Annotated in this window: 11 protein-coding genes; 5 read left to right on the top strand and 6 right to left on the bottom strand. The window is 65.8% G+C overall.

All coding sequences use genetic code 11. From position 1 onward, the window contains the following. Nucleotides 1-111 precede the first annotated feature (111 nt). On the bottom strand, nucleotides 112-348 hold the full coding sequence (locus AAE021_RS17980; protein WP_104102792.1) for a DUF3073 domain-containing protein: 237 nt from the start codon (nucleotides 346-348) through the stop codon (nucleotides 112-114). A gap of 276 nt (nucleotides 349-624) precedes the next feature. Between AAE021_RS17980 and AAE021_RS17975 the strand changes: the two genes are divergently transcribed. Continuing rightward, the gene (locus AAE021_RS17975; RefSeq protein ID WP_342023648.1) at nucleotides 625-2136 is read left to right on the top strand and encodes a septum formation family protein; all 1512 of its coding nucleotides are present in this window, start codon (nucleotides 625-627) and stop codon (nucleotides 2134-2136) included. Nucleotides 2137-2218: 82 nt separating this feature from the next. Here the strand turns inward: AAE021_RS17975 and clpB are convergent, their stop codons facing one another. Continuing rightward, nucleotides 2219-4852, bottom strand: a complete 2634-nt coding sequence (gene clpB / locus AAE021_RS17970; protein ID WP_342023647.1) for an ATP-dependent chaperone ClpB — start codon at nucleotides 4850-4852, stop codon at nucleotides 2219-2221. Between the two features lie 195 nt (nucleotides 4853-5047). After that, nucleotides 5048-5656: an SRPBCC domain-containing protein gene (locus AAE021_RS17965; RefSeq protein WP_342023646.1), complete on the bottom strand. Its 609-nt coding sequence runs from the start codon at nucleotides 5654-5656 to the stop codon at nucleotides 5048-5050. A gap of 302 nt (nucleotides 5657-5958) precedes the next feature. On the opposite strand from AAE021_RS17965, the gene AAE021_RS17960 reads away from it, so the two are divergent. Beyond that, nucleotides 5959-7932 carry a penicillin-binding transpeptidase domain-containing protein gene (locus AAE021_RS17960; protein ID WP_342023645.1) on the top strand — a complete coding sequence of 658 codons (1974 nt, stop codon included), beginning with the start codon at nucleotides 5959-5961 and terminating at the stop codon, nucleotides 7930-7932. On the opposite strand, the gene AAE021_RS17955 is transcribed toward AAE021_RS17960, so the two are convergent. Together AAE021_RS17955 and AAE021_RS17950 are read right to left on the bottom strand one after the other, a co-directional pair. Continuing rightward, on the bottom strand, nucleotides 7898-8347 hold the full coding sequence (locus AAE021_RS17955) for an ACT domain-containing protein (RefSeq protein ID WP_342023644.1): 450 nt from the start codon (nucleotides 8345-8347) through the stop codon (nucleotides 7898-7900). The genes AAE021_RS17960 and AAE021_RS17955 overlap by 35 nt on opposite strands. A gap of 5 nt (nucleotides 8348-8352) precedes the next feature. Next, on the bottom strand, nucleotides 8353-8811 hold the full coding sequence (locus AAE021_RS17950; protein ID WP_342023643.1) for a YccF domain-containing protein: 459 nt from the start codon (nucleotides 8809-8811) through the stop codon (nucleotides 8353-8355). Between the two features lie 94 nt (nucleotides 8812-8905). Here AAE021_RS17950 and AAE021_RS17945 point away from each other — a divergent pair, with 94 nt between their 5' ends. Both AAE021_RS17945 and AAE021_RS17940 read left to right on the top strand, forming a co-directional pair. Then, nucleotides 8906-9391: a pyridoxamine 5'-phosphate oxidase family protein gene (locus AAE021_RS17945; RefSeq protein ID WP_342023642.1), complete on the top strand. Its 486-nt coding sequence runs from the start codon at nucleotides 8906-8908 to the stop codon at nucleotides 9389-9391. Nucleotides 9392-9398: 7 nt separating this feature from the next. Continuing rightward, a complete protein-coding gene (locus AAE021_RS17940) occupies nucleotides 9399-9959 on the top strand; it encodes a HutD/Ves family protein (RefSeq protein WP_342023641.1) in 561 nt (186 codons plus the stop codon). Between the two features lie 74 nt (nucleotides 9960-10033). Here the strand turns inward: AAE021_RS17940 and AAE021_RS17935 are convergent, their stop codons facing one another. After that, nucleotides 10034-11659, bottom strand: coding sequence for a DEAD/DEAH box helicase (locus AAE021_RS17935; protein ID WP_342023640.1), 1626 nt, complete (start codon nucleotides 11657-11659; stop codon nucleotides 10034-10036). A 300-nt stretch (nucleotides 11660-11959) separates the two neighbouring features. On the opposite strand from AAE021_RS17935, the gene trmB reads away from it, so the two are divergent. Continuing rightward, the gene (gene trmB, locus AAE021_RS17930; protein ID WP_342023639.1) at nucleotides 11960-12865 is read left to right on the top strand and encodes a tRNA (guanosine(46)-N7)-methyltransferase TrmB; all 906 of its coding nucleotides are present in this window, start codon (nucleotides 11960-11962) and stop codon (nucleotides 12863-12865) included. The last annotated feature ends 1 nt before the right edge of the window (nucleotide 12866 follow it).

Here is a 12866-nt window from a genome sequence, read left to right as displayed (position 1 = left end):
CTTTTTTCCTGCCGCCGGTATGGGCGGGCGGGCTGTTAACGGCCTTCAGCGGATGCACCCGAGGGTGATCCGCTGAAGGATAGCAATTGGCCGACGCTATGAAGTACCGCTCTAGCCGGTGCGGCGGGAAGTACCTTCATCGTCGTCATCGTCGCCAAATTGATCCGCGTACTTATCTTCGTACGCCGAGTAGTCCGGCTCGGCCGGTTCCTCGGGATATCGACTCGATGGACGGCTCGTTGGTCCCGCAAGCTCACGCTGCAGTGCCGAGTAGTCCGTGGCCGGGGTGAAGTACTTCATTTCCCGGGCCTGCTTGGTTGCTTTTGCCTTTTGACGGCCGCGCCCCATGGCGTGACCCCCTTTTTGCGTCGATCCGGAGGTGGTCGCTCTGAGCAAGTGAGCGAGGCCCCGGAATATTTGGTCAATTTGTCGTAAGTACAGGTTACATGTTTTCGGGCCGCCTTGTGCCCCGCCTCGCCCTTTGTGGCACTCCAAGACCCCGGAATGTCCGCGGCGCCTGCCGGCCCTCTTCCTGCACTACCGCACCGACACTGGGTAAAGTCAGGGGTAGAGACAGTTTTGGGGCCTGGTTCAGGCCGCCTACAGGGAGGACCGACGTTCACCATGAGCGATAAAGACAGCACGCAGGGGGCCGATTCTCCTCCCCCTGAGGGAGCGTTCAAGGCAACCCCGAACACCACGGGATCCGAGAAAAAGCCGGCGCCGGCGGGTGCCGGCTCCAAGGCGCAGGCAAAGCCGGAAAAGCCGGCCGGCCCCGGGGCCCCCAAGACAGACGCAGAGGCCCCCAAGGCGGATGCCGAGGCTCGCAAGGCAGACGCTGCGGCCAAGGCCGAGGCAAAGCCGGCCCCGGCAGGCGCGAAAGCCGCCGGTACCAAGGCAAAGCCGACCCCGGCAGGCGCGAAAGCCGCCGGTACCGAGTCAAAGGCTGCGAAGCCTGCAGACGCCGCGGCCCCTGCTGCTCCGGCCGAGCCGGCTCCTGTACCCACGGCAGACGCCGAGGCCACCGAGGCAAAGGCCGGGCCGGCGGCCCTTCCCGATCTTGAAGCGCACGCCGAAGCCCCCGAGTGGCTGTCGGGCGGCGAGGACCATGACGGCCACTTGTGGGACGGTGCTTTCGAAGCGGAGTCCGGCCAAGCGGCAGCGTCGGACCCCGCCCTGTCCGAACCCCTTTCCGAACCTGCCGCCGAGCCCGAGGTGACCAACCCGGACGAGGTCACCCTGGAAACGCCGTCGCTGGCAGATCCTGACATCAGCTCCGAGGCCGCCGAAGCCGCGTCGCTCAATGATGCGACCGCCGAAGTCAAGGAAGTGGAAGCCCAGGCAGCGGACGCCGCCGTCCTGACTGATCCGGCGGCCAACCATCCGGCGGCCGTAAACCGAACCGAGGGAATTGCTGCGGCTGCGCCGATGACGGGCGAGTCCTCCGAGACCGGGACCCCTGGCGCCGGAGACACGGCACCCGGAGCCACGGCAGACGCCAAGGACACCGAAGGGTCCAAGGACGCCGACGCCGATGCGGCGAAACCAGCTCCGGATTCCGCTGCAGAAACTGCTGCTGCCGGGTCCACCGCGGCTGCCGGACCCTCAGAGTCTCGCCGCTCCCGGCGGGAGTCTGAACCGTCGTCGGGCACGGGCGAGGGGAACGGGAAAAACAAGCAGCTGCTGCTGATCGTGGGGATTCTGGGCGTCCTGGCCGTGCTGCTGGTGCTGTTCTTCACGGTCATCCTGGGATCCGAGAAGGACCCGGGCGTGCTGGAAGAGGATGTGGCCCCCATCGAGCTCGAAAGCGGGGCATGCCTGAGCGGTTTCACCGGCGTCAACGACCCAACCAACGTGGTCACCTGCGAGACCCCGCACAACGCCCAACTCGTTGCGACCGCCACCTATGACGAGGGCGACGAGTTCCCGGGCTCGGATGCGCTCACGGAGCGCGCCGACGAGGTGTGCGCCGGGGTCCGCTACACCGAGTCCGCCGCCGCGGACAGCGACCTGGATCTCCAGGTCAACAAGGCAGTCCCGACGCCCGCGTCCTGGGAGGACGGCGACCGCAGGGTGGACTGCTTCGTGGTGGCCGGTGAGGGCCGGGAACTCACCGAATCGCTGATTGAGCCGTAGCCCGGAGCTCATCAGCGGACCGGGGCAACAGCAGTCCCCGGCTCACCGGCCAGCCACGGCGCGCGTCAGGCGGCGGCGCGCGTCAGGCTGCCGCTTCGACTGACAGTCCCACCGGCTCGGCCACCAGCTCCTCGCCGTCCATGCTGACGCTGCCCTCCGGCCGGTCCACCACCACGGTGTCGCCGTCGGAGATCTTGCCGGCCAGGATTCCACGGGCCAGCTTGTCGCCGATCTCGCGCTGCACAAGCCGGCGCAGCGGACGGGCGCCGTACGCCGGGTCGTACCCGGTCAGGGCCAGCCATTCGCGGGCGGCGTCGGTGACATTCAGCACCAGGCGGCGCTCATGCAGGCGGTCGGCGAGGGCACGGACCTGGATGTCCACAATCTTGGACAGGTCGTCCAGGCTCAGCGGATCAAACAGGATGACGTCGTCAAGCCGGTTCAGGAACTCCGGCTTGAAATTGGCGTTGACCATGCCCATAACCGACTCCCGTTTCTGCTCCTCCGTCAGCCCCGGGTCCACGAGGAACTGCGACCCGAGGTTAGAGGTCAGGATGAGGATGACGTTGCGGAAGTCGACGGTGCGTCCCTGTCCGTCGGTGAGGCGTCCGTCGTCGAGCACCTGGAGCAGGATGTCGAAGATTTCCGGGTGGGCCTTTTCCACCTCGTCCAGCAGAATGACGGAGTAGGGCCGGCGGCGGACGGCTTCGGTCAGCTGGCCGCCTTCCTCGTACCCCACATATCCCGGAGGGGCACCGACGAGCCGGGACACCGAATGCTTCTCGGAATACTCACTCATGTCGATACGGACCATTGCCCGTTCGTCATCGAAGAGGAACTCGGCCAGGGCCTTGGCCAGCTCGGTCTTGCCGACGCCGGTGGGACCCAGGAAGAGGAAGGAACCGGTGGGCCGGTCCGGATCGCTGACACCGGCGCGGGAACGGCGGACCGCATCCGAGACGGCGTTGACCGCCTTGGTCTGCCCGATCAGGCGGGAGCCCAGATTCTCCTCCATAGTGAGCAGCTTCTGCGACTCGCCCTGCAGCATCCGTCCGGCTGGAACACCGGTCCAGGCGGAAACCACCTCGGCGATGTCATCGGCGGTGACTTCCTCCGACACCATCAGCTCACGGGTTTCCTCGCCAAAGTTGCTTTCCTCCGCCTGCTGCGCAGCGTCCAGCTCCTTCTGCAGCGCAGGGATCTCCCCGTACAGGATCCGGGATGCCTCGGTGAGGTCGCCGTCGCGCTGGAATTTCTCCGCCTCCGAGCGCAGCTCGTCAATCTGTGCCTTCAAGTCACCGACCCGGTTCAGTCCGGCCTTTTCCGCTTCCCAGCGCGCGTTCAGTGCCGCCAGCTGTTCCTTCTTGTTGGCCATGTCTTCGCGCAGGACTTCCAACCGCTCCACGGAGGCCGAGTCCGTTTCATTGGCCAGCGCCAGCTCCTCCATGGTCAGGCGGTCCACGGCACGGCGGAGTTCGTCAATCTCTTCCGGAGCGGAATCGATCTCCATGCGCAGACGCGATGCCGCTTCATCCACCAGGTCAATGGCCTTGTCCGGCAGCTGGCGGCCGCTGATGTACCGGTTGGACAGGGTGGCCGCGGCCACCAGTGCGGAGTCGGCAATGGCCACCTTATGGTGTGCTTCGTACCGCTCCTTGAGCCCGCGCAGGATGCCAATGGTGTCCGGAACACTGGGCTCGCCGACGTACACCTGCTGGAAGCGCCGTTCCAGCGCGGCGTCCTTCTCCACGTTCTCGCGGTATTCGTCGAGCGTGGTGGCGCCAATCAGGCGCAGTTCGCCGCGGGCCAGCATCGGCTTGAGCATGTTTCCCGCATCCATGGACCCTTCGGCCGCTCCGGCACCGACCACGGTGTGCAGCTCGTCGATAAAGGTGACAATCTGCCCCTCGGCGTTCTTGATTTCCTCCAGGACCGCCTTGAACCGTTCCTCGAACTCTCCGCGGTACTTGGCTCCGGCAACCATTGACCCCAGGTCCAGGGACAGGAGCGTCTTGCCGCTCAGGCTCTCCGGAACGTCCCCGGCCACGATGCGCTGGGCCAGGCCCTCGACGACGGCGGTCTTCCCCACGCCGGGCTCGCCAATCAGGACCGGATTATTCTTGGTGCGGCGGCTCAGGACCTGGATCACGCGGCGGATCTCCGAGTCGCGCCCGATAACGGGATCCAGCTTGCCGCTGCGTGCCATCTCCGTCAGGTCGGTGCTGAACTTTTCCAAGGCCTGGAAGGTGTTTTCAGGGTCGGCGTTTGTCACTTTTCGGTCTCCTCTAACGGATGGAAGGGCTGTCCGCAGGGCGTCATGGCCAGTCCCGTTGTCCCGCAGCGCCTTTCCGGCGGCGCCGCTGTCCAGGGACAGCCCCAGCAGCAGATGCTCGGTTGAAACGTAGGCATCACCGAGCTGCTCGGCTTCCTGCTGGGCTGCAGTGATCACCTGGAGCATGGGCCGCGAAAACTGCGGCTGCGCCACGGATGACCCCGATGAGGACGGCAGCGCATGGATGGCGTTGCTCGCCGCGGCGCTGACGGTGTCCGGGTTTCCGCCGGCGGCTTTCAGCAACGCGACCGCAACCCCCTGGCGCTGGTCCATCAATGCCTTGAGCAGGTGGGCGGGTTCAATCTGGGGGTTGCCTGCGGTGGTGGCGTTCATCGCTGCAGCCTGCAGGGCCTCTTGGCTCTTGTTGGTGAATTTCGTGTCCACTACGGGGCTCCTTATACCTGAAAAGACTGCTACCCAGCCTCCGGAGAACGGCAAACACAACAGCTATCATCCATCCGGACGCAACAAACTTGAGTCTATTCCGCTCAACTTGGGATGTAAAGTTATCCACAGGCTTACGGGCCTCGTTGCACCGTTAAAAAAGAAGGGTCAGGACAGGAAGCTGGAGGCACCGGATCAGGACGGGCCGGGAGCTGCCTCGTGCTCGTGGTCCCAGTCGGCTTTGGCCTTTTCCCATTCCGCGTTCCGCGCCTGGTACAGGTCCAGCTGCTGTCCCTCAAAGGACCTCCAGCCGATGATTCCCAGCGGCTCTTCGGGAGTCTTTCCGTCCAGGAAGTCGGTGAGGCTGTCGAGGAAAAATTCCCATCCGGGCCCCGCCGCCCATTCGCCGGAAACCGCGTCGATCAGCACAAAGCCCTTACGGACCGAGGCGTACTTCAGATCGATGTGGGTACGTGAATCCTCGGCGGTGAGGTGCACCTCCAATTCGGCCGAATGCCCGCCGGGGCGCTGTACCGAGAGGGTCAGCAGCCGGGGCGGATCGCAGCGGAGAATGCCGCCACGGGTGCCGTCGGGCAGTTCATAGGTTCCCCCGCGGCGCAGGTCCCCCTCGGGACGGCCAACGTACTGCTCCAAACGCTCCGGATCCGTGAGCGCCACCCAAACTTCACCGATGGGGTGGGGAATGGTCCGCGAAATCATCATCATGAGCGCGTGACCAGCCTGGATCTGGCGGCGGCCGAAGGTGCGCTCAGTTTGCTCAAACGCGAAGTTCGCTTCGGACATGGTTTCCACTCCTCTGTAGAACAACCGGCTACCAGTTCCGGGTCCTCCAGCGGCCGTCGACGCCGAGTGGCCGTCAGCAGGATCAGTGGAAGCGAGTTGTGGTCGGGGCCGCAGGCAGCCTCTTTCTGAAACCGTAGCAGGGAATATCAGTGGTGCACAGGGTTCGGGAAGCCGCCCCCGGCTGCTCATTTGTGGCACACCGGAACGGAATCGGACCGTGCCTGCCACCTGTCCCCGCGCCTCCGCCGGATCCGCCGCGTCGTCTTCTGCGCTTCGCCGCCCCGCGCGGGTACTCTGTGCGGATGGGGAAAATCCGCACTTTCACGTCCGTACTCGCTGCCTCGGCCCTCGCACTGACCCTGGTGTCCTGCTCGGAGGACAAACCTTCGCCGCAGGACGCGGCCGCCGAGCTGGCCCGCGGGCTCGCCGGCAGGGACGTGTCGGCGTCGGCCTTCAACAACACTGATCCGGCCAGCGTCAATGCCGAGCTGGCGGACATGCTGGAGGGCATGGGCGACATCGATCCCGCTGTCACTGTGGCGGGCATCGAGGAAGATCCGGAGAACGACGACGCCGCTGCCGTCCGCCTGGCCTATGCCTGGGATGTCAACATGGATTCGACGCCGGACTGGTCCTATGAAAGCACCGCTCAGCTGCGCCGCGGCGACGATGACACGTGGCAGGTGGAGTGGGCTCCCTCCGTGCTCTTTGAAACCCTTCTCGAGGGTGGCCGGCTGGCCCGCACCACGTCCCAGGGGCTTCGCGGCGAAATCCTGGACCGTTTCGGCGAGCCGCTGATGGCCTCCCGCCCCGTGCTGCGGATCGGGATCAACAAGCCCGATGTGCCAGAGGGCCTGCAGCCCGCGTCGGCTGCCGCATTGGCCGAGCTCGCTGGTCTTGATCCGGCCGCGTACACGGCACAGGTTGCCGCGTCCGGTCCTGAAGCGTTTGTGGAGGCAATCGTGCAGCGCCAGGAAGCTGACGGTCCCGTCACGCCCGAAGCGCTGGCGGGCATCCCGGGCGGCCTGTCGCTTCCTGACTCCCGAGTGCTGGCCCCCACCCGCACCTTTGCCCGCGCGCTGCTCGGCTCGGTGGGTGAGGCCACCGCGGAAATCATCGAGGAATCCGAGGGGCGGCTTTCGCCCGGGGACCAGACCGGGCTCGCCGGCCTGCAGCAGCAGTATGACCTGCAGCTGCAGGGCACTCCCGGTGTGGCTGTCAGCGTGGAGAACGCCTCCGGCAGCGAAGTTGTGTTCAGCGTCAATTCCGAAGACGGCACCGCCCTGCAGACCAGTCTCGATCCCCGGCTGCAGGCCCTGGCCGAGTCAGTCCTCGAAGAGGAGCCGTCGGCCTCGGCCATCGTGGCCATCCAGCCATCCACCGGCGACGTCCTCACCGTGGCCAACGGGCCCGGCAGCGAAGGTCAGCAAACCGCCCTCCTGGGCCAGTACCCGCCGGGGTCCACCTTCAAGATTGCCACTTCGCTGGCACTGCTTCGGCAGGGAACCACTGCGGACAGCGTGCTGTCGTGCCCGGCCGAGCTGCTTGTTGACGGGCGCAAATTCAACAACGCCAGCACCTATCCGGCAGCCTTTGTGGGCGACATTCCGTTGCGCGATGCCTTTGCCCAGTCCTGCAACACCGCGTTTATCGGCACGCGGGACACGGTTTCCCAGGGGGCACTGGCCGCCGCAGCCGCAGACCTTGGTCTTGGGGTGGAGCAGTCCATCGGCACCGGGGCGTTTTTCGGGTCTGTTCCGGAGACCGCGGAAGGAACCAACCATGCCGCTTCCATGATCGGGCAGGGCGAGGTGCTGGCGTCCCCGCTGGCCATGGCCATTGCCGCCGCATCCGTTGGCAAGGGTGAACGGGTTACGCCCGTCCTGGTCACTGCTGATCCCGAGGCGCCGGCGGCATCGGATCCCGCTGCGTCCTCCGGTGCTTCCTCCACGGCATCGGCACCGGCTGCCTCGGAAACCGCAAAGCCCGTCGAGGCCGGCGCCCTCACGGCTGCCGAGGCAACATCGCTGCGTGAGCTGATGCGGGGCGTTGTGACCGACGGCGGTGCCAACGTGCTGCTGGATGTTCCGGGAGAGCCGGTGCTGGCGAAAACGGGAACAGCGGAGTTTGGCAGCGAAACCCCGCCGCGGACCCATGCCTGGGTGGTGGCGCTGCAGGGGGACCTGGCCGTAGCCGTGTTCGTGGCCGAGGGTGAGCTTGGTTCCACATCCGGAGGTCCGCTTATGAAGGCCTTCCTGGATGGGGTTGCCGGGTAGCCGACAGCTCCGGAAGCGGAGGAACCCCGATGGCGTACCCCTTGTCCCGCAGCGCCCGCAAAGCACGGTCCACGGATTCGCCCCGCAGGAGAATCAGGTCGCTGTCGAAAGTTGACAGGACAAACACCGGCAAACCCGCAGCTGCAATGGCCGAGGTGATGCCAGCGACAATTCCGGTGAGGTTGAAGGGAATGGGACCGTCAACGTAGAGGCACCGCCATCCCGGGTCTTCCTCGTCGGCAGCGGAGCACGCGCCTTCCTCTGCCACTACGGATATCTCGCGCCGGGTGCGGGTTACGGACCACACTCCCGTGAAGGCGGCCAGATCCGGCACCGGGGCGGACGGCTGGAACCGGAAGATGCTCAGCTTTTCCGGAAGAAGGGTAAGCCTGACTGCGGGCGTTGAATCAGCCACGTACGTCAGCGTCCGTAGGGTCCGGCCGACCCGTAGGGATCCGCGGCTCCGTAAGGCGCGGCGGTCCCGTACGGAGTGAGCCCGGGACGGCCCGTCGGCACAATGACCTTACCCAGCGGCATCAGCGAGATCGGGACCATCTTCAGATTGGCGATGCCGAGCGGAATGCCAATGATGCTGATGAACATGGGGATGGCGGTGAGGATATGTCCCACCGCGATCCACACGCCCGCCACCACCAGCCAGATGACGTTGCCCACCGTGGACAGCAGCCCCGGGGATCCCCCGCGGTCCACCACGGTCCGCCCGAACGGCCAGAACGCATAGGCCGCGATCCGGAACGACGCAATGCCAAACGGGATGGTCACAATCAGCACGCAGCAGACGATTCCGGCCAGCACATAGCCCAGTGCCAGCCAGATGCCGCCGAACAGGAGCCAGATGAGGTTCAGGATGAGGTTCATCGTCTTATTGTGGGGCACGGGCGCCGGCGGCACCATAACCGCGGGCCCTGCGCGGGTTTCCGGCGAAGCTCACCGCTGCAACTAGACTGAGGGCATGTCGCCTATCAATGATGATGCCGGAACACCTGCCGAGAAGCCCGCCGAACTAAGCGCCAACCAGTGCTGGGACTACATTCGCCAAGCCGCCATCGGCCGGCTGGCAGTGGTGGTGGATCAGCACCCCGAGATTTTCCCCATTAACTTTGTTGTTGACCGCGGATCCGTGGTTTTCCGCACCGCTGCGGGAACAAAGCTCGCGGGCGCCCTCGAGGGCGGCGCCGTCGCCTTCGAAGTGGACGGCTATGACGAGCGCCTTGGCCAGGCCTGGAGCGTCGTCCTGAAAGGGGCCGCGGTGCAGCTGGACGGCATCGAGGAAATCCTGGCTTCCGAGGAGCTTCCGCTGTTCCCCTGGCAGTCCGGGGAAAAGAACCATTTCCTCCGGATCGAACCGGCGCAGACCAGCGGCCGCAGTTTTTTGATCAACAGTGCAGCCCGCCGCCACTACCTGCGCGGCGCCAACCCGCTGCCATCCATCGAGTAAGGACACCGTGAGCAGTCCCGAGAACACCGGCACCCTCATCCGCTTTCCCGATTTGCCCTCAACTGCCTGGGGAAAAAACAACGGCAGGGTCAAGGAACTGTCCTCCGGCGCCGGCTGGCGCCTGAGTATTGCGTCCATCGACAAGCCCGGAGCCTTCACGGGTTTTCCCGGCCAGGACCGCATCACGGTGCCGGTTGAAGGCGAATTGCTCGTCCTGACCGTCGACGGCGTCGAGCATGGGATGGAAAGGTTCCGTCCCTTCCGGTACTCCGGGGACTCCCCCGCGGAAGCCGCGCTGCCCACGGGGCCGGTGACGGTGCTGAACACGCTGGTGGACCGGGGCACCACGGGCGCTTCGGTGCTGGTGGCTGAACTCTCCAAGAAGAACCCGCAGACCGTCGGCGAAGGACAGTTTGTGGTGCTGCTGCACGGCTCGGCTTCGGTCACGGCCGCCGACGGTTCGACGACGGCGCTGGAACCCCTGGACGCGGTGGCCGGAAACGCCGGGCGGCCCGCCGTGCTGGGACGCGGATTCGCCGCGCTCGTCTCGTTCTACGCTCTGGATTAATCCCGGGCCCGGGCAAACGAAAAGGCGCCTGCTTCCCGAAAGGAAGCAGGCGCCTTTAGCGTTGGTGCTGCTGTTTAGCGTGAACGGCGCTCGTTCGAAGCCGGAGCCGTTGCGCGGCGGGGGCCGGCACCGCGTGCGGGACGGCCGGCACCGGACGGTGCCTGGTTGCGGGAAGCAGCCGGACGGCCGCCGCCTGCGGGAGCCACGTCACCGGCGCGCTGGCCCGTGGCCGGGCGGCGGTTGCGGCCGGAGGCGGTGGAAGCCGCAGCTGCACCGCGGCGTCCGTCCTGGGACCGGCCGGCGCGGGGGGCATCGGGCGTGAAGTCGTTGCGGTCGCTGCGGTCGCTGCGTTCCGTGCGCTCGACAGAGACACGTCCGCGTCCGCCGGATCCGCCCCGGCCGCCGGCACGGGGTGCGGTGGTGGAGCGGGCGGCGCGCTTGCGCTGGGCATTGGCACCGGTGGACCGGCCGCCGCCCTGCTGAGGAGACTTGGACGCGAGCTGGGCGGCGCGCACATGCGGCTCCACAGCAGCGGCGCGGTCGCCGATCAGCTTCGCGATGGACGGAGAATTGTGCGAGACCTTCTCGATCGACACGTCCACGCCGGCGGCCTTCATGAGCTTGGAGACTTCGCTCTTCTGCTCCGGAAGGGTCAGCGTGACAACGGTTCCGCTGGAACCGGCACGGGCCGTACGGCCTGAGCGGTGCAGGTAAGCCTTGTGCTCCGTGGGCGGGTCGATGTGGACAACCAGCTCAACGTCGTCCACGTGCACGCCGCGGGCGGCGACGTCGGTGGCAACGAGGACGCGGACGTCACCGGAGGAGAACTCCGCCAGGTTCCGGTCGCGGGCGTTCTGGGACAAGTTCCCGTGCAGGTCAACGGTGGGAATTCCGCTGTCAGTGAGGAACTTGGCCATCTTCCGTGCGTGGTGCTTGGTGCGCATGAACATGATGCGGCGGCCCTGGCCCGAGGCCAGTTCCTTGACCAGCAGCTTCTTGGCTGTCTGGTCCTGGACGAGCAGGACGTGGTGTTCCATGGTGGACACGGCCGCCTGCGGCTCGTCCACCGAATGCGTCAGCGGGTTGGACAGGTAGCGGCGGACAAGCTTGTCCACGCCGTTGTCCAGCGTCGCGGAGAACAGCATGCGCTGTCCCTTTTCGGGAGTGCGGTCCAGCAGTCGCTGGACTACCGGCAGGAATCCGAGATCAGCCATGTGGTCGGCTTCATCGAGCACAGTGATTTCAATGGATTCCAGGCTGATGACCTTCTGCTTCATGAGGTCTTCAAGCCGGCCGGGGCAAGCAATAACAATGTCCACGCCTGCCTTCAGCGCCTTTTCCTGGCGCTGCTGGGAAACGCCGCCGTAAATAACGGTGGTGGTCAGGCCCAGTTCCTTCGCGAGCGGCTCAATCACGTTGTTGATCTGCGTGGCCAGTTCGCGGGTGGGTGCCAGGACCAGGCCCAGCGGGCGGTTGGGCTTGCGGCGGTATGCGGCTTCGGCTTCTGCAAGCCGCGCAACCAGCGGAAGGGAAAATGCGAGGGTCTTGCCGGAGCCGGTGCGGCCGCGGCCGAGCACGTCACGGCCCTTGAGGGTATCGGGAAGGGTTTCCACCTGAATCGGGAATGCTTCGTCAATTCCGGAAGCGGAGAGGGAGGAAACCAGTGCCTTGGGCACACCAAGGGCAGCAAAAGTAGTCATTAAAGACAGGCAACTTTCGGTAAGTGGCCCCCAAAACCGTATGGCGCCGGGGGTTCGCCGAAGAAAAGTCAGACAGTGTCCAGGGCTTGGCCGGATAAGGGCCAGCGGGACAAAAGAAAGCGTTCATCGACGCAGGTTGTGCTGCTTACACACGCGGCTTTGAGGCGCGGCAGACACAACAACTTCATCCAGTTTACCGGTTTGCCACCAGTTTCCTAATCGAGCGGCCCGCGGCCCCTCCGATGAGCCCGCGTGGAGCCTGCAAACAGGCCCTCACGCCAGCCGATAGCATTAACAGTGATGACTACTGAACCAGCCCTGCCCGACGCCGGCTCCCTGAATGCTTCGGATCCGGCTGACCCCGATACCGCTGCCCCGGAGAACGCAAGCGTTTCCGACGAAACCGGCGACCCCCGGCACTTCCGCTCGCCGGTCTCGTTCGTCCGCCGCGGGTCCCGCCTCCAGGGACGCCGGCAGCAGGCGTGGGACGAGCTGTCCGACCGGTTCGTCATCGACGTTCCCCGCGCGGAAGCTGACACTTCAGTGGATCCGGAGTATGTGTTCGACGCCGCCGCCGAGTTTGGCCGGACCGCTCCCCTGATCGTGGAAATCGGTTCAGGGCTGGGCGAAGCAGTGACGCACGCCGCCGAGCAGAACCCGGACAAGGATTATCTGGCCGTGGAGGTCTACCTTCCCGGCCTGGCCCAGACCCTGCAGCGCATTGGGCAGAAGGAACTGAGCAACGTCCGCGTGGTCCAGGCCAACGCTCCCGAGGTCCTGACCACCATGCTTCCGGCCGGCACCGTGGATGAGGTCTGGGTCTTTTTCCCCGATCCCTGGCACAAGACCCGGCACCACAAGCGGCGCATGGTCAAGGACGAGTTCGCCGAACTCGTGGCACGGGTGCTGGTCCCGGGCGGGATCTGGCGCCTGGCGACGGACTGGTCGGACTACGCCGTACAGATGCGCGAAGTCCTTGATGCATCATCCAGCTTCCGAAACCTGCACGACGGCGAGCGCGCCGGCGAGGACAGCCCGCTGACCCGGGTGAACCGGGAGGGCCTGGAGAAGAAGGCGCCGGTGAACGACGTCGACACCCGCGGCGGCTGGGCTCCGCGCTTTGACGGCCGCATCCTGACCAGCTTCGAGAACAAAGCCCACCAGGCAGGCCGCCTGATTTTCGATCTCACCTACCGCAAGGCCTAAG

The organism is Arthrobacter citreus (assembly GCF_038405225.1).
Taxonomy (GTDB): Bacteria; Actinomycetota; Actinomycetes; order Actinomycetales; family Micrococcaceae; genus Arthrobacter_B; species Arthrobacter_B citreus_A.
Note: the sequence above shows the minus strand (reverse complement) of the source record. Positions and strands in the feature narration are given on the sequence as shown.

Bases quoted from the DNA above. Each gene is read 5' to 3' on its own strand.
- AAE021_RS17980 (WP_104102792.1), bottom strand. From the start codon at position 348: ATGGGGCGCGGCCGTCAAAAGGCAAAAGCAACCAAGCAGGCCCGGGAA.
- trmB (WP_342023639.1), top strand. From the start codon at position 11,960: ATGACTACTGAACCAGCCCTGCCCGACGCCGGCTCCCTGAATGCTTCG.
- AAE021_RS17965 (WP_342023646.1), bottom strand. From the start codon at position 5,656: ATGTCCGAAGCGAACTTCGCGTTTGAGCAAACTGAGCGCACCTTCGGC.
- AAE021_RS17935 (WP_342023640.1), bottom strand. From the start codon at position 11,659: ATGACTACTTTTGCTGCCCTTGGTGTGCCCAAGGCACTGGTTTCCTCC.
- AAE021_RS17975 (WP_342023648.1), top strand. From the start codon at position 625: ATGAGCGATAAAGACAGCACGCAGGGGGCCGATTCTCCTCCCCCTGAG.
- AAE021_RS17960 (WP_342023645.1), top strand. From the start codon at position 5,959: ATGGGGAAAATCCGCACTTTCACGTCCGTACTCGCTGCCTCGGCCCTC.
- AAE021_RS17945 (WP_342023642.1), top strand. From the start codon at position 8,906: ATGTCGCCTATCAATGATGATGCCGGAACACCTGCCGAGAAGCCCGCC.
- AAE021_RS17950 (WP_342023643.1), bottom strand. From the start codon at position 8,811: ATGAACCTCATCCTGAACCTCATCTGGCTCCTGTTCGGCGGCATCTGG.